Raw genomic sequence first — 18,422 nt, 5'->3', positions numbered from 1 at the left:
CGCCATGTGTTTCCTTCGTTCTTTCATACGTCGCAGTTGTCACTGTCCGTTCCCGCCTGTCTGGAGTTCTCTCGATGCCTTCGCTCAAAACCCTGCCCGCTGCCTTGCTGGGGCTGGCCCTTGTCTGTCCGGTCAAGGCGCAATCCCAGGGACTGGAGCTGGGGCAAGTGCTGATCGGGGCCGAGGATCAGAGCGGTGAGGATGCGTCGGTGGAGGAGGCGAAGGCTCGTCTGGCCCAGGTGCCGGGTGGCAGCAACGTGGTCGATATGCGCCAGCCATTACAGGGCCGGGTTGCCAGCAATCAGGACGTGCTGGCGTACCAGCCGGGTGTCTATGCCCAGTCGGCGGGCAACGAAGGGACGAAGATTTCGATCCGTGGCTCGGGCATCAACCGCGCTCCCGGTGCTCACGCGTCAGGGCTGTACACGATGCTCGACGGCCTGCCGCTTACCGGTCCCGGCGGCACGCCTTACGAATTGCTGGAGCCGCTGTGGCTCGACCATGTAGAAGTGCTGCGCGGCGCCAACGGTTTTGATCGCGGTGCGCTGGCGCTCGGCGGAGCCGTCGATTACGTCAGCCACACCGGCTATAACGCACCGCTGCTGAATGTGCGCTACGTCATGGGCAGCCACGGTTATGCCCAGCGACAAGTCAGCTCCGGTCAGGTGCTGGGCGATTTCGATTACTACCTGTCGATGACCGACGCGCATTCCGACGGTTATCAGGATCACACCGCGAGCAAGAGCCAGGGCGTGATCGCCAACTTCGGTTATCGCTTCAATCCGAATCTGGAAACCCGCTTCTACATCCGTCACCGCGAGACCGACAACGACCTCGCCGGCCGGGTGACCAAACATTCCATCGAACATGATCCACGCGCGGCCAACCCGGCCTACGTGACGCGCAACGACAGCCGCGATCAGCCCGGCAGCACCTTCATCGGCAACAAGACCACGTACTACATCGATGACGATTCGAGTATCCAGACCGGTCTGGTTTATCACGATTACCCGATGGACCTGCGCGAAGGCCCGAACCGCTTGAAGGTCGCGTACACCGATGTCAGCGGCACGTTCGACTACAAGCGCCGCGACACGCTCTGGGGCATGGAGAGCAACAGCACCGTGGGCCTGCGGGTGACCAAACACCTGCCCAACGACGGTGCCAGCGAACGGGTGCGAATTCCCACCGGCAACACCGCCAGCTATGCGCCGGGCACTCACATGCGCAACTTCACTTATCAGGGTTCGGATTCTGTCCTGCACGTGGGCAACGACCTGGAAATCGCCGACGACCTGTGGCTGACCACCGGCCTCGCCGCGATCTACACCCGCCGCGAAAGCGCCGTGACCTATCCCGAAGGTGGCGGCAAGACCAGCCTCGGTGACTGGGACTACGCGCCCCGTCTGGGCCTGCGCTATCAGGTGACGCCGGACCTGCAACTGTTCGGCAACCTCAGCCGCTCGGTCGAAGCGCCGCATCCGTGGTCGCTGATCTACAGCTCCAACGTGCGGTTCCCGGCCGGCAGCGGCGCCGCCACCGGCACCCAGCGCGATCCGGTCAAACTGCAGAACCAGACCGCGACCACCCTGGAACTTGGCGGCCGTGGCGACAGCACGCTCGGCGAATGGAGCCTGGCGTGGTACTACGCCCAGGTGCGCCACGAATTGCTTTCGGTGTTGCCGGACGCCAACGCCACCACGCCTTACGAACTCAACGCCAGCCCGACCGTGCACCAAGGTATTGAAGCCAGCCTCAACAGCAATCTGTGGACATCGAACGATGGCGGCAAGTTGAGCCTGCGCCAGGCCTACACCTTCAGCGACTTCCACTACCGCGACGACGATCGCTTCGGCGACAACCGCCTGCCGGGCCTGCCGATGCATTACTACCAGGGCGAACTGCGCTACGACTTCCCGCAGGGCTTCTTCGCGGCGGTCAACACGCAACTGGTCTCGAAAACCGCAGTGGATTACGCCAACAGTTACTACGCCGATCCTTACGCCACCTTCGGCGCGACGCTGGGCTACAACGCACCCAAAGGCGACTGGCAGACCTGGCTGGACATGCGCAACCTGACCGACAAGCACTACGCCGCAACCGTTACGCCGGGCTATGACGATAAAGGACTGGACGCCGCACGCTCCACGCCGGGCGAGGGCATGGCGATGTATGTCGGGGTGTCGTGGAGTCTGCTTTGATCCGACGAGAGCGCGGTGATTGAAATCGTTCGATCACCGGACAGCCAAACCTTCGTCCAATTGCCCGATCCGGCACGCCGGCGTACTGTGACCGGTGATGGCGCAAACCGTGACCATCACCATAACGACAAGATCGAGTGCCTTGCCCATGGACAGCCGCCTGCTGAGCGACCGCAGCAGCGTGTTTCGCCACGCTGACCCGTATGCCGTCTCCGACTATGTGAACCAGCACGTCGGCCAGCATTTCATCGGCCTGTCCAAAACCACCCACCCGCAAGCCAGCCTCAACCACCGCAAACTCGCCGACCTCGATCTGTGCCGCATCAGCTATGGCGGCAGCGTTCGCGTGACGTCGCTGGCGCTGGAAACCGTGTATCACCTGCAAGTCCTGCTGCAAGGCAACTGCCTGTGGCGCGGGCACCAGCGTGAGCATCATCTGGTGCCGGGCGAATTGCTGTTGATCAACCCGGACGATCCGGTCGACCTGACTTATTCCGACGATTGCGAGAAATTCATCCTCAAGGTGCCGGTCAGCGTGCTGGAGTCGGTGTGCGACGAGCAGCGCTGGCTGCATCCTGCCGGCGGCATCCGGTTTCTGCGCAATCATTACCGGCTCGACGAGCTGGAAGGGTTTACCCACCTGCTGGGCATGATCTGCCAGGAAGCCGAGGCCAGCGACCCGTTGCTGCGGGTGCAGGAGCATTACGCGCAGATCGTCGGCAGCAAACTGATTTCGCTGATGAACACCAACGTCAGCCGTGAATGCCTGAGTTCGCCGAGCGTCAGTTTTGAACGCATCCTCGACTACATCGAACGCAACCTGAAGCGGGATCTGCCCGCCGAACACCTGGCGGCCCAGGCGAACATGAGCCCGCGTTCCCTGTACGCGCTGTTCGAACGCCAGCTCGGCGTGACCCCGATGCAATACATCCGCCAGCGCAAGCTGGCACGCATTCATGCCTGCCTAAGCGACCCGAGCTGTCCGGTGCGCAACCTCACCGAACTGGCGCTGGACTACGGCTTCCTGCACCTCGGCCGGTTCTCCGAAAGCTATCGCCAACAGTTCGGCGAATTGCCGTCCGTGACCTTCAAACGCCGTCACTGAATCCCCGCCCCGAAACAATCTGAAGCACCTGCCGCGCCGTCCTGCACAAAACGGATAGCGCTCTGCAGGATTCGGATATTGCCGCCCGCGTTGCCTCCCTAATCTGGCCTGGCCTGAACAATAACAATGGAGGCCCCGGCCATGTCCCTGGGAATCGACTACCTCAATGCCATGCTTGAAGAGGACCCCGAGAAGGGTGCCTACCGCTGCAAACGGGAAATGTTCACCGATCCGCGGCTGTTTGAACTGGAGATGGCGCACATCTTCGAAGGCAACTGGATCTACCTCGCCCACGAAAGCCAGATCCCCAACGCCAACGATTTTCTGACCACCACCATGGGTCGCCAACCCGTGTTCATCGCCCGCAACAAGGCCGGTGAGCTGAATGCCTTTCTCAATGCGTGCAGCCATCGCGGCGCTATGTTGTGCCGGCACAAGTCCGGCAACCGTTCCAGCTATACCTGCCCGTTCCACGGCTGGACGTTCAACAACAGCGGCAAACTGCTCAAGGTCAAGGACCCAAGCGAAGCCGGCTATCCCGAAGGCTTCAACTGCGAAGGCTCTCACGACCTGACCAAAGTCGCGCGTTTCGAATCCTATCGCGGCTTTCTGTTCGGCAGCCTGAATGCCAATGTGAAGTCGCTTGCCGAGCATCTGGGCGAGTCGGCCAAGATCATCGACATGATCGTCGATCAGTCCCCCGAGGGCCTGGAAGTGCTGCGCGGTTCCAGTTCCTATATCTACGAAGGCAACTGGAAACTCACCGCCGAAAATGGTGCCGATGGCTATCACGTCAGCTCCGTGCACTGGAACTACGCCGCTACTCAGAATCAGCGTCAGCAGCGCGACGCCGGTGAAGAAATCAAGACCATGAGCGCCGGCAGCTGGGCGAAAAAGGGCGGCGGTTTCTACTCGTTCGACCACGGCCATCTGCTGCTCTGGACCCGCTGGGCCAACCCCGAGGATCGTCCGGCCTACGAGCGCCGTGATGAGCTGGCGCGGGACTTCGGCCAGGCCCGCGCCGACTGGATGATCGAGAACTCGCGCAACCTGTGCCTGTACCCCAACGTGTACCTGATGGATCAGTTCAGCTCACAGATCCGCATCGCCCGGCCGATTTCCGTCGACAAGACCGAGATCACCATCTACTGCATCGCCCCCAAAGGCGAGAGCGCAGAGGCCCGAGCCAAACGCATCCGCCAGTACGAAGACTTCTTCAACGTCAGCGGCATGGCCACCCCGGATGACCTCGAAGAGTTCCGCTCGTGTCAGACCGGCTACGGCGCCGGGCGCGGCTGGAACGATATGTCCCGTGGCGCGACGCATTGGGTTGAAGGCGCGGACGCGGCGGCCGAGGAAATCGACCTCAAGCCCTTGCTGTCCGGCATGCGCACCGAGGACGAAGGCCTGTTCGTGCTGCAACACAAGTACTGGCAGGAAACCATGCTCAAGGCTGCTTCGACCGAGCCGGATCTGATTCCCGTGGAGGCTGTGTGATGAGCAATCTCTACGACACCGTGCGCGATTTCCTCTACCGCGAGGCGCGCTATCTGGACGACGGCCAGTGGGACCAGTGGCTGGAACTCTACGCCGCCGACGCCAGTTTCTGGATGCCGGCCTGGGACGACCACGACACCCTGACCGAAGACCCGCAAAGCGAAATCTCGCTGATCTGGTACGGCAACCGTGGCGGCCTCGAAGACCGGGTATTCCGGATCAAGACCGAGCGCTCCAGCGCAACGATTCCCGACACCCGCACCTCGCACAACCTCAGCAACATCGAGATCGTCGAGCAGGGCGAAGGCCAATGTCAGGTGCGCTTCAACTGGCACACCCTGAGCTTTCGTTATCAGGTCACCGACAGTTACTTCGGCACCAGCTTCTACACCCTCGACCTGCGCGGCGAACAGCCGCTGATCAAGGCCAAGAAAGTCGTGCTGAAGAACGATTACGTCCGTCAGGTCATCGACATCTATCACATCTGATCGAGACGGCGGCGAGCCGGGCTCGACGCTGTGAGCGAGGTGCACCATGAGTTTCCAGATCGCACTGAATTTCGAAGACGGGATCACCCGTTTCATCGAGGCCTCGGGCCGCGAAACCGTTGCCGACGCGGCCTACCGCCAGGGCATCAACATTCCGCTGGACTGCCGCGACGGCGCCTGCGGCACCTGCAAGTGTTTCGCCGAGGCCGGGCGATACGACATGGGCGACAACTTCATCGAAGACGCCTTGAGTGATGACGAACTGGCCCAGGGTTACGTTCTGACTTGCCAGATGCGCGCCGAAAGCGATTGCGTGGTGCGGGTGCCGGTGGGCTCGCAGGTCTGCAAGACCGGGCAGGCGAGTTATCAGGCGGCGATCAGCGATGTTCGTCAGCTCTCCGAAAGCACCATCGCGCTGTCGCTCAAGGGTGAGTCCCTGAGCAAACTGGCATTCCTGCCGGGGCAATACGTCAACCTGCAAGTGCCGGGCAGCGAGCAATCGCGCGCCTATTCCTTCAGCTCGTTGCAGAAGAACGGCGAGGTCAGTTTCCTGATCCGCAATGTCCCCGGCGGCTTGATGAGCAGTTTCCTGACCGGGCTGGCCAAGGCTGGCGACAGCCTGAATCTGGCCGGGCCGCTGGGCAGTTTCTACCTGCGCGAGATCAAGCGGCCGCTGTTGCTGTTGGCCGGCGGCACCGGGCTGGCGCCATTCACGGCGATGTTGGAGAAGATCGCCGAGCAGGGCAGCGAGCACCCGGTTCACCTGATCTACGGCGTGACCAACGATTTCGATCTGGTGGAACTCGACCGCCTCGAAGCCTTCGCTGCGCGGATTCCGAATTTCAGCTTCGGCGCCTGCGTGGCCAATCCGCAGAGCCAGCACCCGCTCAAGGGCTACGTCACCCAGCACATCGAGCCGCGCCACCTCAACGAAGGCGATGTCGACGTGTACCTGTGCGGCCCGCCGCCCATGGTCGAGGCGGTCAGCCAGTACATCCGCGAGCAGGGCATCACGCCGGCGAACTTCTACTACGAGAAATTCGCGGCAGCCTGAGTCTTCTTTCTGAATTGCGAGGTTGTCATGAACAACAGATTCGCCAACAAGGTCGCGCTGGTCACCGGCGCGGCGCAGGGCATCGGTCGCCGGGTGTGCGAGCGCTTGCTGGAGGAGGGCGCGCAGGTCATTGCCGTCGACCGCTCCGGGCTGGTTCACGAGCTGCAAGGCGAGGGCGTGCTGTCGCTGACCGCCGACCTTGAGCAATACACCGATTGCGCCCGGGTGATGAGCGCCGCCATCGATGCGTTCGGGCGTCTGGATGTGCTGGTCAATAACGTCGGCGGCACCATTTGGGCCAAGCCGTTCGAGCATTACGAAGTCGAGCAGATCGAGGCCGAAGTGCGCCGCTCGTTGTTCCCGACGCTGTGGTGCTGCCACGCCGCGTTGCCATACATGCTCAAGCAGGGACGCGGCGCGATCGTCAATGTGTCGTCGATCGCGACCCGCAGCCTGAACCGCGTCCCCTACGGCGCGGCGAAGGGCGGGATCAATGCGCTCACAGCCTGCCTGGCCTTCGAGAATGCCGAGCGCGGGATCCGGGTCAACGCCACCGCGCCCGGCGGCACCGAAGCGCCGCCCCGGCGCATTCCGCGCAACACCGCCGAACAGTCCGCGCAGGAACAGGCCTGGTACCAGGAAATCGTCGCGCAAACCCTCGATAGCAGCCTGATGAAACGCTACGGAACCATTGATGAACAGGTCGGCGCGATCCTGTTTCTCGCCTCGGACGACGCCTCCTACATCACCGGCGTGACCCTGCCGGTCGGCGGCGGTGACCTCGGTTGATCACGCTTGAATGGACACTGAAATGAACCGGATCCTGATTGAAAACCTGTCGGCGATCATCGTCGACCTGCCAACCATCCGCCCGCACAAACTGGCGATGCACACGATGCAGAACCAGACGCTGGTGATCCTGCGCCTGCGTTGCAGCGACGGTATCGAAGGCATCGGCGAGGCCACCACCATCGGCGGCCTGGCCTACGGCTACGAAAGCCCGGAAAGCATCAAGGCCAACATCGACGCGCACCTGGCGCCGGCGCTGATCGGCATGGACGCAGACAACATCAACGCCGCGATGCAGAAACTCGACAAGATCGCCAAGGGCAACACCTTCGCCAAGTCCGGCATCGAGAGCGCTTTGCTCGACGCCCAAGGCAAACGCCTCGGCCTGCCCGTAAGCGAACTGCTCGGTGGCCGGGTCCGCGACAGCCTCGAAGTGGCCTGGACCCTGGCCAGCGGCGACACCGTCCGCGATATCGCCGAAGCCGAACAAATGCTGGAAGCGCGGCGGCACCGGATCTTCAAGTTGAAGATCGGCGCCAACCCGCTGGAGCAGGATCTCAAACACGTCGTGGCGATCAAAAAAGCCCTGGGCGAGCGCGCCAGTGTGCGGGTCGACGTCAACCAGTACTGGGACGAGTCGCAGGCGATTCGTGGCTGTCAGGTGCTTGGCGACAACGGCATCGACCTGATCGAACAGCCGATCTCGCGGGTCAACCGCTCCGGGCAGATTCGCCTGAACCAGCGCAGCCCGGCGCCGATCATGGCCGACGAATCGATTGAAAGCGTCGAGGACGCGTTCAGCCTCGCCGCCGACGGCGCCGCCAGCGTATTCGCCCTGAAAATTGCCAAGAACGGTGGCCCGCGCGCCGTGTTGCGCACCGCGCAAATCGCCGAAGCCGCCGGCATCGCCTTGTACGGCGGCACGATGCTTGAGGGTTCCGTCGGCACTTTGGCCTCGGCCCACGCTTTCCTCACCCTCAGGCAACTGACCTGGGACACCGAGCTGTTCGGCCCGCTGTTGCTGACCGAAGACATCGTCACCGAGTGCCCGCAATACCGCGACTTCCACCTGCACATTCCACGCACCCCGGGCCTGGGCCTGACGCTGGATGAAGAGCGTCTGGCGCGTTTTCGCCGGCACTGATTCCCCAAGGAGAACGCCATGCTGTTCCACGTAAAAATGACCGTGAAGTTGCCCGCCGACATGGACCCGGCCGTTGCCACCCGGCTCAAGGCCGACGAGAAGGAACTCGCCCAGCGCCTGCAACGCGAAGGCCAGTGGCGCCACCTCTGGCGCATCGCCGGGCACTACGCCAATTACAGCGTGTTCGACGTCCCGAGCGTCGAAGCCTTGCACAACACCCTGATGCTGCTGCCGCTGTTTCCCTACATGGAAATCGAAATCGACGGCCTCTGCCGCCATCCCTCGTCGATCCACGCCGACGACCGCTGAGCCCAAAAAATGAATCCACCGCTGAAACCTGTGGTTGATCCGAGAGAGCTGAGTAAACACAACAACAAGATGAGGTGAACACCATGACCGTGAAGATTGCCCACACTGCCGAACTGCAGAAGTTCTTCGAAGAAGCCGCCGGTTTTGCCAACGATGGCGGCAGCTCACGCTTGAAAACCATCGTCCTGCGGGTGTTGCAGGACACCGCCCGGATCATCGAAGACCTCGAAATCAACGAAGACGAATTCTGGAAAGCCGTCGACTACCTCAACCGTCTGGGTGGCCGCTCGGAGGCCGGGCTGCTGGTGGCCGGCCTCGGTCTGGAGCATTTCCTCGACCTGCTGCAGGACGCCAAGGATGCGCAGATCGGCTTGACCGGCGGCACGCCGCGCACCATCGAAGGCCCGTTGTACGTGGCCGGTGCGCCGCTGTACGAAGGTGAATGCCGGATGGACGACGGCCGCGAAGAGGGCGTCGCCACGCTGATGTTGCTCGAAGGCCAGGTGTTCGACCCGCAGGGTCAGCCGCTCGCCGGCGCCACGGTCGACCTGTGGCACGCCAACACCAGGGGCACCTATTCGTTCTTCGATCAGAGCCAGTCCGAGTACAACCTGCGTCGGCGGATCATCACCGACGCCGAAGGCCGCTATCGCGCCCGCAGCATCGTGCCCTCCGGTTATGGTTGCGACCCGCAAGGCCCGACCCAGGAGTGCCTGAACCTGCTTGGCCGCCACGGCCAGCGCCCGGCTCATATTCATTTCTTCATTTCCGCACCGGGCCATCGACACCTGACGACGCAGATCAATCTGTCGGGGGACAAATACCTGTGGGATGACTTCGCGTACGCGACCCGGGAAGGGTTGGTCGGGGAGGTCGAGTTTCTGGAGGATGCAGCGGGACGCCGAGCCGAACTGAAATTCGACTTCCAGTTGCAGCAGGCGCCGGATGCGCTGGCTGAACAGCGCAGCCAGCGACCGAGGGCATTGCAGGACGTCTGAAGGCAGGAGAGGGAGCCCATGGCTCCCTCTCTTCTGAAAAACGTAATGCTAAATCGGCAGGTGCTGGGCTTATGGAATAAGTTCGAAAGCTCAGATCTGCACGGGCTTGAAGGTGTTTCTCAGGCAAAAAAGGCGCGTGAGTTTTTGACTCACGCGTCTTCGGGTTCATTTGCTGGCGTTCAACACAATCCGGTATCGCGCTTTGCCGCTGCGCAGATGGTCAACAGCTTCATTGACCTTGCTCATCGGAAATTCCTCGACCTGCGGCAGGATCTGATGCCGCGCGCAGAACTCAAGCATGGTCGCTGCCGTGGCGGGCGAGCCGACCGGGGAGGCTGACAGGGATTTCTGTTGAGGGATGAGGTTGAACACATGCACAGGAATCGCGTCGGGCACGATGCCGACGAAGTGCAGCCGCCCCTTGCCGCGCAGGGTGGCGAGCATGGCCGTCCAGTCGAGGTTGGCGTTGGCGGTGATCAGCAGAAAGTCCAGGGTGCCGGCAATCGCTTTCAGCGCCTCGCTGTCGGTGGAAGCGACGACCTTGTGGGCGCCGAGGCGTTTGGCTTCGTCCTGTTTGCTCAGGGAAGAGGTGAACGCGGTGACATCGCAACCCCAGGCATTGAGAAATCGCAGTGCCAGATGGCCGAGGCCGCCGATGCCCACCACGCCGACCCGGTCGGTCGGCTTGATGTCGAATTCCACCAGCGGATTGAAGACCGTGGAGCCGGCGCAGAACAGCGGACCGGCGAGTGCCGGGTCGAGGTTGTCCGGCAGTTTCAGCGCCCAGGCCCAATGCGTGCGCAGCCGATCGGCGAAACCGCCGTGGCTGCCGATAATCGTCGGTTTTGCGGTGGCGCACAGGTGATGGGAACCACCGATGCAGGACGAGCAATGCATGCAGCTGCCCTTGTACCAGCCGATTCCCACGCGCTGACCGATTTCCAGACCGCGCACCTGCGGGCCGGTGCGCACGATGCGGCCGACCACTTCATGGCCGGGAATGAAGGGGTATTGACTGACACCCCAGTCGTTGTCGATCAGCGACTGGTCGGAATGGCAGACGCCGCAATATTCCACGGCGACTTCGACTTCTTCGTCGCCCAGCGGGCCGGGGTCGTAACTGAAGCGCTCCAGCGGCGCGCCGGCCGAGGTGGCGGCCCAGCCGGTGAATGTCGTGGGTTCGGTGTTATTGCTCATGGGACACCTCCAGGTCTGGCGCTGCGGGCGCAGCCTGAAGAGTCTAGCGTGTCATCGAGCGGGCGCTAGCCAGGTGTTCAGCACACGTCGGTCCAGCTCTTCCCAGTCCGCCATGCCCAGCACTCGGGTGGTATTGAGGCCGCGCAGATAACCGCGCAACTGATTGGCCACGGCTTGTACCGACTCTGAATTGTCCGCTGACTGGCTCAGCACGGTTTCGTATTCAACCAGGTATTCGGCCACCCGGTCGCGGAACTCGGGCAGGACGGCATCGCGGATCAGGTCAAAGGTTCGCACGGGTAATCCTCATCTGTTTTCGTTGTGATTGAGTGTGGCGCAGTCTGCATGGGGTTCAACTATTGCTTCAAGTAATAGTGACCATCAAGAAACGCAAGTTCTGCTTTGGCGCCGATGGGCGGAAAATCGCCTCCATCGAACACGCCGCTGAAGGAATTTGCGCGATGAAGACTTTGACCCGACTGGCTGTAGTCGCCCTGCTGATGGGCGGGGTGGCCGCTACCGTAGCCCCGGCTTATGCAGATGATGCCCAGTCGTGCCATTTTCTGCCCGTCGCCGCCAGCAGCGCCGCGCTGCAGCACTCGCAAACCGTCGGTGTGCTGTACAGCGAAAACACTCTGGACAACCTGCAATACCTCGAGCGTTACCACGATGTGGCGGTGAACGGCGCCAAGGATGCGCTCGATGCGCGGATTCGTGACGCCTTCGTCGACAGCTCCGATCCGGAGCTGGCCATCGACTGGCTGATGAGTTCGCTGCAACAGCAATTTCTCTCGGTAACCGTCTACGACAGCCTCGATGCGCTGGTGCAGGCTCATCCGGACGTAGTGGTGATGCTCGACACTCACAACCGTTTGCTGACCCAACGCAACAGTCAGGTCGAAGCGCGGTTCGCCGCACGCTTCTATGACGCCAACCTGCAATACATCGGCAAGGCTGAAGGCGCGGTGGAGAAGCAACTGCCGTCGGTGTGGGTACACAACAAGGCAGCGCCTGAAATCGCTGCCGGGATCGAACAGCAGCGCGACCTGCAACTGAGTGCCCTGAAACAGTTCGACGACTCGCTCAAGGCCCTGGTGAGTGCAGGCTGAACTCCTTGATCAAAAACGGCAACGGCAGTGCCCGTGACACTGAACGTTGCCGAAGAACCGAACCTTTTATTTTCAGGATTTTTTCCATGCGTACCTTTGTTATCCCTGTCATGGCCTGCGCCACTTTGTTGCTGACCGCTTGCGCCTCCGCGCCGAACGACCCGACTTTGACCCTGCAGACGCACAAGACGCCTGCCCAGTACGCCGAATGCGTGGTGCCGAAACTGCAGGGCAGCGCGCTGAACCCGACGGTGTCGCAGACCCAGCGCAGCTACCGGATCGTGGTGCCGAGCAAGGTGGCGGCGGACAACGTGCTGGAAGCCTACAAGGCACAGGACGGCGGCAAAGTGTTTTTGTATGAGCGCCACTTGCTGGCGTCGAGTTTCCTGCCGTCGAGTTTTGAACGGGCTGCCCAGGAGTGCCTGTAACGCCTGACGGTTAACGCTTTTGAAGATGCTCCTTTGGTTGGCCGCAACCAACCAATTCTTTGCCCCGCACCTTGCGGGGCATTTTTTTTGCGGAAAAAAAATCGCCGCTTTTATCAGCTCTGCAGAAAAAATGCGAGGGCTGATGAAAGCGGCGATTTATTGATTGTTCGGGCGTGAAGAAATACGCCAGGTGCACATGCAAACAGGAAAGGATCGATAACGAAAAAACGAGAGGGAACTGGAGAGGGTGAAACGAGGAAAAAATGGCAGGGGCGGCTGGATTCGAACCAACGCATGGCAGGATCAAAACCTGCTGCCTTACCGCTTGGCGACGCCCCTGTAGCTATTGGTTTCAGTCCCGGGAGGACCTCTGCAACAGTGGGCGGCACTTTACCAGCGCTCTTTCGATCTGTGAACCCCTGAAACAGATAAATTTCATGGAAAACAGCTACTTATTTCCCGGACGGCATCGCCGCTCAGGTTTTTCGGGCTTTTCAGCGAGCGCCATCAAAACTGGCGCGAGCGCTGTAGCCCGAAAACCTGCCTCGACGAACCGATCAGTTGCCGTCCGCAACCTTGCGTTCGATTTCGTCGACCTTGCGTTGCAACTCCTCCGCGTCCTGCTCCTTGGTGCGGGTCGATGAGGGCGTGATGACTTCATCCACACCACGGGTGGCGTCGTCCCGATCCTCAAGATCGCGTTTCACCACATTCACCGGTTTGCCGGACGTATCAGTGGGTGGGGCTTTGCTGTCGTTGTTCATGGCGCTGACCTCCGTTGGCTTAAACGTTGGATACAGCGCCACCGGGCGAGTTCGAGATTTTTAGCGGCAACCGGGCGAACGGCAGCCGCTGCCATCTCAGCTCACCGAACTCGGCATTCCCGCCAGCAAACCGGTCAGCGTCTTCATGATCGCCTGCTGACGCGCCCGGTCGGTCAGGTGCCGGGCCTCGGCGGCGGCGACATCGGCGTGGCAGTGCGGGCAGATCGATTCGTGCGGGTGGATGTATTGCAGGCAGTCGCGGCACAGGGCCAGTTGCGTCGGCAGGCGTCCTTCCTCGGGGGAGGACTGGCCCTGATTGATCCAGGCGAGCTTGATCACTTGCCCGCTGTCGCTGACGCTGCTGACTTTTTCGCCGGTGTCGATGCGTTCGGTGATCAGGTCAAAACGTCCGACCGCAAACGAGCGCTGGGCGGCGTCTTCGACTTTGACGATGCGCTCGCGCAAACCCTGTTTTTGCAGTTCCAGGGTTCGGTAATGGCAGTAAGGATTGTTGCCGGGTTTGCCCAGCAGCGAATGCGACGTCCAGGTGCAGCCGCCCCGGCAGACGTCGTTGTAATAGCAGCTTCGGCAGTACCCCCACAGGTCATCGACCGAGCGCAGACGGCCGAAGTGCATGCCTTCGCTGTAGTGCCAGATGTCGTGCAGGCTCATGTTGCGCACGTTGCCGCCGGAAAACCCGACGGTCGCCAGTGACGGGCAACCTTTGACCGTGCCGTCCGCTTCCAGTGCCAGCACGGTCTGGCCGGCCGCGCAGCCGCTCCAGTGCACGCGTTCGTCGCCGAAGCCGCGCCACAGATGTTCGTAAGGGCCGTAATAACCGATGTTGTTGCCGACGTTCATCAGCAGGCCGCGATCCAGTCCTTCGCGGTACAACCGGGCGAGTAGCGGCATCACTTCCAGCAGCTTGTACGGCTGGAGCAACAACTCAGGATGGTCGACGGCGTTGCCCATGGCCACCGTGATCTGGATCTGCCAATGGGTGGCGCCGAGCTCGATGATGGTGTCCATCAGTTCTGGCAGATCCGGCAACGTGGCCGCGCCGATCTGGGTGTTGACGCTGACGGCCAGCCCAGACGCCTTGGCCCGGCGCAGAGTATCGACGGCCTTGTCGAACGAGCCGGGTACGTTGCGCACCTTGTCGTGCAGCGGCGCGAGTCCGTCCAGGGAAATGCCGACCCCGTTGAGCCCCGCTTCGACCGCTGCCTGCATCTTCGCCGGGGTCAGATTGCGTCCACCGGTCTGGATCGCGCAGTACATGCCGTGGTCGTGGATGGCGCGGATCAGTTGCGTCCAGTCCTTGCGCAGATAGGCTTCGCCGCCGATTAGGGTGATCTCGCGGGTGCCCAGGGCGGCGAGGGAATCGATCACGTCGAGGCATTCGCGGGTGTTGAGTTCATCGGGGCGCCGATGCCCCGCGCGGGAGCCGCAATGCAGACACTTGAGGTCGCAGGCGAGGGTGATTTCCCAGACCACGTGCACCGGCACGTAGCGTTTGAGATCGGTGTCGCTGAGGTAGCGGGCAGGGCGCTTGTCTGTCATGGGAGATCCTTGCGCACGGGCCTGTGCGCGGCACGATTGGACTGACCTCGATTGGCTGGAAGACCGGGGGCGGTCACCCGTGACCGCCCCCGGGCCGTACGACTTAGCGCGCTTCCAGTCGCGCGATTTCCGCATTCAGCTGTTCAAGGGCACTGCGCAAGGCACCCTCGTGGGCCAGTTGTTGTTCGCCTTGCTGCACCGCGACTTTCAACTGCGCCAGATCACCGCTTTCCTTCGCCGTTTGCACGGCCACGGCGTACAGCGGCTGGACATGATGCTCGGGCGGAAGAGGTTCGACGCTCGGTGCCTGATGCACGGCGACGTGCCGCACGTCCTGCCACTGGCCGCCGTCGTTGTAGCGGTAATCGATAAAACCGCTGGTCCAGTCGTTCAGGATGCCCTTGAGGTGGAAGGTCTGGGCAATCTGACTCAGCGGGCCGCTCGGGCTGCCATCAAGTGTGAGAATGATGTAGGTCTCGGTGGATGGCGTCAGCCTGGCCTCGGAGTAGTCGCCCCAGACCCGGGCATGGAAATTCACCGGTGGCCAGGTGCTCTGGAACACGCTCGCGGTTCCGCTGACTTTTTTGCGGACGGTATCGACCACGATATCGAGGGTCAGAACCGGTGCGCCCAGCAGTGAGTTACTGGCGATGAGGCGGGTGTGAAAAAGTCCGATCGACATGATGCTGCTCCTTGTGAAAGTAATGGTTCCATTAGCCGATCAGCGACTTTGCACGCGGCTGATTTCTTTGTTGGCGTCGTCCACCGCTTTGCGCAACAGCGGCAGTTGCTCCAGCTGCTGCCTGGCCTGCGCGGACAGGCTTTTCATCTGCGCCAGATCTCCGCTGGCGATGGCGCCCTGAATCGGCGCGGCATACAGCGGCAGAACCGGTTTGTGCGGCTCGATTACCGGGCCGGGATTGAACGGCTGAAGCACGTTCGAAGGCACCTCCACCAGATGCGCCGGCACGTTGTTCAGTTCGTGCCAGCGCTGGCCGTCGAAGTACTCATAGTTGGCCACGCCTTCGCGCCAGTCGGTGCCAACCACCAGGTGGATCTTGAAGTTGATGATCGAGTTGGAGCCAGGTCCGCCATGGTTGCCCTGGGCGGTGATCAGGATCTTGCTGACACCGGGCTTCATCACCGTCATGTAGGTGTATTCGCCCCAGACGTCCGAGTCGATGTCGAGCGGCGGATTGGTCGCCTGAGTCACGGCGGCGTTGCCGGTGACATGCTGCTGCGGCGTGGACACCAGCAGGTTCAGCGCAAGGCTCTGCGCCCCTGGCTGACCCGTACCGATCCGGTAGCTCACCGGGAACAAGCCGACATTTTGCTGAGTAGCTGACATGTTGATTGCCTCCATTGCAATGTGGGAAATGGCCTCAGGGTTTTTCCAGTCTGGAAACTTCTTTGGCCAGGTTTTCGTACGCGGTTTGTAGCTCCTTCGCTTCCGGCTTCGTTGAATCGCGCTGCTTCAACAAAGTCTTCATCTTCTGCAGATCGCCGCCGGTGATCGCGCTCTGGATGGCGACGCCGTAGGGCGGGATGTTGTGATTTGAACCAGTCATATCGAGGCCTTCCTCGTGGGTGTTTGCCGCTCGACCCCTTGCGCAGAAGGGGCGCCTTTCCTGACAGGCAGGCGAACGACATCGGCCGCAATCACCGGCAACCGGGATTCTCGGGGACGTGACAGCCTGATCCGTCGGGATCTGATCAATCCGTAAACAGGGTTCGCGCAGGGACGGCGCCGCAACGCCGGCCCAGATCGTCAGCCAAAACCGTCAGGCCTGGCTTCGGGCGTCAATGAAGGGGGTTGCCGGTGGGGCAATCGGGGGAATCTCGCCTGTACGTTGGTCATCTTTCTGTCCTTGATAGAAAGCAACGAAACACAGGGATAGGTCGTTCACTCTTCAAGAGTGCAATACCCGCGCAAGCACAAAAACCATCCCTGATTTTTCTTCCAGTGCTGCTGATGGCGCTCGTCGAGCGACGTTTGCCAAGTGGCCAGTATTTTGCCAGCCACGCAACCCTAGACCCGTTTTTGCAGGGCTGCCAGAAAAAGCGCCGAACGGTCATTTCTGTTCAACGCAGGAATTCTGGCGCAGGCCCGGTCGGCCTTTCGGCGGCGCTTTCAAGCGATTGAAACAAGATCGACATGGGCGCTGAAGCGCGTTCGGAAATGAAAAATGTACGCCGATGTACATTGCGTGTACGGCGCGTGTAAAGTCCGGTCAAAGTCTCAAAGACAGGTGCATTGCAATGACGCAGGCAGGACGGACAAAAAACAAGGCTCAGGATTCAGGATGGCGCGGTTCCGTGGACGTCTGGCTGGACGCCGCGTATGAGGCTTTGAAGGAATCCGGAGTCGACGCAGTCAGGGTGATGCCGCTGGCCAAGCGACTGAACCTGTCGCGCACCAGCTTCTACTGGTTCTACGAAGATCGAGAGCAACTGCTCGCGGCGCTGCTGGCCCGTTGGCGGGACAAGAACACGGGTGGGCTGGTGGGGCAGTGCGAGCGTTATGCCGAAAGCGTTTCCGAGGCGATCCTCAATGTTTTCGAGTGCTGGCTGAACCCCGCGTTGTTCGATTCGCAGTTTGAATTCGCAGTGCGCAGCTGGGCGTTGCAATCGGATGAAGTCGCCGCGCAAATCGCGCTGGCCGACGACGCACGAATCAATGCGCTGGCCGCGATGTTTCGCCGTTTCGGTTACGAGCCGGGGGCGGCCGATGCCCGCGCCCGGACGATCTATCTGACGCAGATCGGCTACATCTCGATGAAAACCACCGAAGACGTGATCGTGCGATTCCGGCGAATCCCGCAGTACGTCACCGTGTTCACCGGAAAGTCCCCAAAACGACGCGAACTGGATCGGTTTTTCGGTCAGTTCGGCTATGCCGAGACGGAGCCGGGGGTGTTTGTCCCTCTGGTGGAAACCTTCGAAGAGGCGCTGCCCGATGACCAATAGAACGCTGGGAATCATCGGCGGCACGGGCTGGCTGGGAAAGGCGATTGCCGAGTCGTTGCTGGCTCCGGGGTTCATCAGGCCGAGCGAGCTGCTGATCTCGAACCGCTCGGGCAGTGCTGATGTTGCACCGGGAGTGCGGGTGTTGAGTGACAACCAGTCACTGGTCGACCGCAGCGATATCGTCATGCTGTCTGTGCGGCCCGAGCAGTTTCGCAAGTTGCAGATCGATGCGCGGGGCAAACCGGTGGTATCGCTGATGGCTGGCATTTCAGCGTCCGCCCTCAGTGCCGCGACAGGCGCGCGAGTGGTGGTGCGGGCCATGCCGAACGCGGCGGTGGATATCCGCCAATCCTATACACCGTGGTTCGTGGCCGGCTCCCTGGCCGATGAGGAGCGCGACTGGCTGCAGCGATTGTTCGAGTGCGTGGGCACGGCGGACGAGGTGCCCGATGAAGACTGCATCGATTATCTGAGCGCGTTGTCCGGCACCGGGCCGGCGTTTCCGGCGCTGCTGTGCGCTGCACTCGCCAGTCAGGCCGAAGCGGCCGGCATTCCCGCACGGATTGCGCAGCGGGCGGCACGGGCGGTGGTGGTGGGCGGCGGTCAACTGCTGGCCGAGCGGGAGCCGCAAGCTCTGCTGGATGCCTTAATGGCTTATCGCGGCGTCACGGCGGCAGCGTTGCAGTCGATGACCGGTCAGAACATCGAAGACATTGTGGGACGAGCCATACAGGCCGGCGCCCAGGTTGCCCGGCGCGGCCTGTAGTTGGTCGATACGGCAATTTCCCTCCCGCAACAGGAGGGAAGGCCGG

General features: G+C 61.7%; 20 protein-coding genes and 1 tRNA gene. 13 read left to right on the top strand and 8 right to left on the bottom strand.

Features of this window, described 5'->3' with window-relative positions; genetic code table 11:
- The first annotated feature begins 74 nt into the window (after window positions 1-74).
- From CAF79_RS22405 to catA, 9 genes are all read left to right on the top strand, one after another.
- The gene (locus CAF79_RS22405; RefSeq protein ID WP_085700349.1) at window positions 75-2,201 is read left to right on the top strand and encodes a TonB-dependent receptor domain-containing protein; all 2,127 of its coding nucleotides are present in this window, start codon (window positions 75-77) and stop codon (window positions 2,199-2,201) included.
- A gap of 148 nt (window positions 2,202-2,349) precedes the next feature.
- Window positions 2,350-3,306 carry an AraC family transcriptional regulator gene (locus CAF79_RS22400; RefSeq protein WP_085700348.1) on the top strand — a complete coding sequence of 319 codons (957 nt, stop codon included), beginning with the start codon at window positions 2,350-2,352 and terminating at the stop codon, window positions 3,304-3,306.
- A 141-nt stretch (window positions 3,307-3,447) separates the two neighbouring features.
- Window positions 3,448-4,803 (top strand): benzoate 1,2-dioxygenase large subunit, encoded by a 1,356-nt coding sequence (benA, locus tag CAF79_RS22395; protein WP_085700347.1) that lies wholly within the window; start codon window positions 3,448-3,450, stop codon window positions 4,801-4,803.
- Entirely contained in the window at window positions 4,803-5,291 is a 489-nt protein-coding gene (gene benB, locus CAF79_RS22390; protein ID WP_011333747.1) for a benzoate 1,2-dioxygenase small subunit, read from the top strand. The genes benA and benB overlap by 1 nt, the downstream gene beginning before the upstream one ends.
- 46 nt (window positions 5,292-5,337) lie before the next feature.
- Entirely contained in the window at window positions 5,338-6,345 is a 1,008-nt protein-coding gene (gene benC, locus CAF79_RS22385; protein ID WP_085700346.1) for a benzoate 1,2-dioxygenase electron transfer component BenC, read from the top strand.
- Window positions 6,346-6,372: 27 nt separating this feature from the next.
- On the top strand, window positions 6,373-7,134 hold the full coding sequence (locus CAF79_RS22380; protein ID WP_085700345.1) for a 1,6-dihydroxycyclohexa-2,4-diene-1-carboxylate dehydrogenase: 762 nt from the start codon (window positions 6,373-6,375) through the stop codon (window positions 7,132-7,134).
- Between the two features lie 22 nt (window positions 7,135-7,156).
- Window positions 7,157-8,278, top strand: coding sequence for a muconate cycloisomerase family protein (locus CAF79_RS22375; protein ID WP_085700344.1), 1,122 nt, complete (start codon window positions 7,157-7,159; stop codon window positions 8,276-8,278).
- Window positions 8,279-8,296: 18 nt separating this feature from the next.
- Window positions 8,297-8,587 (top strand): muconolactone Delta-isomerase, encoded by a 291-nt coding sequence (catC, locus tag CAF79_RS22370; protein WP_085700343.1) that lies wholly within the window; start codon window positions 8,297-8,299, stop codon window positions 8,585-8,587.
- An 83-nt stretch (window positions 8,588-8,670) separates the two neighbouring features.
- On the top strand, window positions 8,671-9,585 hold the full coding sequence (gene catA / locus CAF79_RS22365) for a catechol 1,2-dioxygenase (protein ID WP_085700342.1): 915 nt from the start codon (window positions 8,671-8,673) through the stop codon (window positions 9,583-9,585).
- A gap of 165 nt (window positions 9,586-9,750) precedes the next feature.
- On the opposite strand, the gene CAF79_RS22360 is transcribed toward catA, so the two are convergent.
- Window positions 9,751-10,782, bottom strand: a complete 1,032-nt coding sequence (locus tag CAF79_RS22360; protein WP_085700341.1) for an NAD(P)-dependent alcohol dehydrogenase — start codon at window positions 10,780-10,782, stop codon at window positions 9,751-9,753.
- Window positions 10,783-10,833: 51 nt separating this feature from the next.
- Window positions 10,834-11,079, bottom strand: a complete 246-nt coding sequence (locus tag CAF79_RS22355) for a hypothetical protein (RefSeq protein WP_085700340.1) — start codon at window positions 11,077-11,079, stop codon at window positions 10,834-10,836.
- A gap of 164 nt (window positions 11,080-11,243) precedes the next feature.
- Between CAF79_RS22355 and CAF79_RS22350 the strand changes: the two genes are divergently transcribed.
- Both CAF79_RS22350 and CAF79_RS22345 read left to right on the top strand, forming a co-directional pair.
- Window positions 11,244-11,891 carry an ATPase gene (locus CAF79_RS22350; RefSeq protein WP_085700339.1) on the top strand — a complete coding sequence of 216 codons (648 nt, stop codon included), beginning with the start codon at window positions 11,244-11,246 and terminating at the stop codon, window positions 11,889-11,891.
- A gap of 86 nt (window positions 11,892-11,977) precedes the next feature.
- On the top strand, window positions 11,978-12,319 hold the full coding sequence (locus tag CAF79_RS22345; protein ID WP_085700338.1) for a hypothetical protein: 342 nt from the start codon (window positions 11,978-11,980) through the stop codon (window positions 12,317-12,319).
- Window positions 12,320-12,583: 264 nt separating this feature from the next.
- Here CAF79_RS22345 and CAF79_RS22340 read toward each other — a convergent pair.
- The 6 genes from CAF79_RS22340 to CAF79_RS22315 form a co-directional block, all read right to left on the bottom strand.
- Window positions 12,584-12,658 (bottom strand) — tRNA-Gln (locus tag CAF79_RS22340).
- Between the two features lie 218 nt (window positions 12,659-12,876).
- Window positions 12,877-13,083 (bottom strand): hypothetical protein, encoded by a 207-nt coding sequence (locus CAF79_RS22335; protein WP_085700337.1) that lies wholly within the window; start codon window positions 13,081-13,083, stop codon window positions 12,877-12,879.
- Window positions 13,084-13,179: 96 nt separating this feature from the next.
- Window positions 13,180-14,643, bottom strand: a complete 1,464-nt coding sequence (locus CAF79_RS22330) for a GDL motif peptide-associated radical SAM/SPASM maturase (protein WP_085700336.1) — start codon at window positions 14,641-14,643, stop codon at window positions 13,180-13,182.
- A gap of 103 nt (window positions 14,644-14,746) precedes the next feature.
- Window positions 14,747-15,325, bottom strand: coding sequence for a DUF1842 domain-containing protein (locus CAF79_RS22325; protein ID WP_085700335.1), 579 nt, complete (start codon window positions 15,323-15,325; stop codon window positions 14,747-14,749).
- A 39-nt stretch (window positions 15,326-15,364) separates the two neighbouring features.
- Window positions 15,365-15,991 carry a DUF1842 domain-containing protein gene (locus CAF79_RS22320; RefSeq protein ID WP_007955470.1) on the bottom strand — a complete coding sequence of 209 codons (627 nt, stop codon included), beginning with the start codon at window positions 15,989-15,991 and terminating at the stop codon, window positions 15,365-15,367.
- 34 nt (window positions 15,992-16,025) lie between these two features.
- Complete coding sequence (locus CAF79_RS22315) at window positions 16,026-16,211, bottom strand: DUF1843 domain-containing protein (protein ID WP_085700334.1); 186 nt, start codon at window positions 16,209-16,211, stop codon at window positions 16,026-16,028.
- A 691-nt stretch (window positions 16,212-16,902) separates the two neighbouring features.
- Between CAF79_RS22315 and CAF79_RS22310 the strand changes: the two genes are divergently transcribed.
- Window positions 16,903-17,610 (top strand): TetR/AcrR family transcriptional regulator, encoded by a 708-nt coding sequence (locus tag CAF79_RS22310; RefSeq protein WP_085700333.1) that lies wholly within the window; start codon window positions 16,903-16,905, stop codon window positions 17,608-17,610.
- A complete protein-coding gene (locus tag CAF79_RS22305; RefSeq protein WP_085700332.1) occupies window positions 17,600-18,376 on the top strand; it encodes a pyrroline-5-carboxylate reductase in 777 nt (258 codons plus the stop codon). Before CAF79_RS22310 ends, CAF79_RS22305 begins: the two co-directional genes overlap by 11 nt.
- Window positions 18,377-18,422 lie beyond the last annotated feature (46 nt).

It is taken from the genome of Pseudomonas sp. B26(2017) (genome assembly GCF_002113045.1).
Classification (GTDB): domain Bacteria; phylum Pseudomonadota; class Gammaproteobacteria; order Pseudomonadales; family Pseudomonadaceae; genus Aquipseudomonas.
Note: the sequence above shows the minus strand (reverse complement) of the source record. Positions and strands in the feature narration are given on the sequence as shown.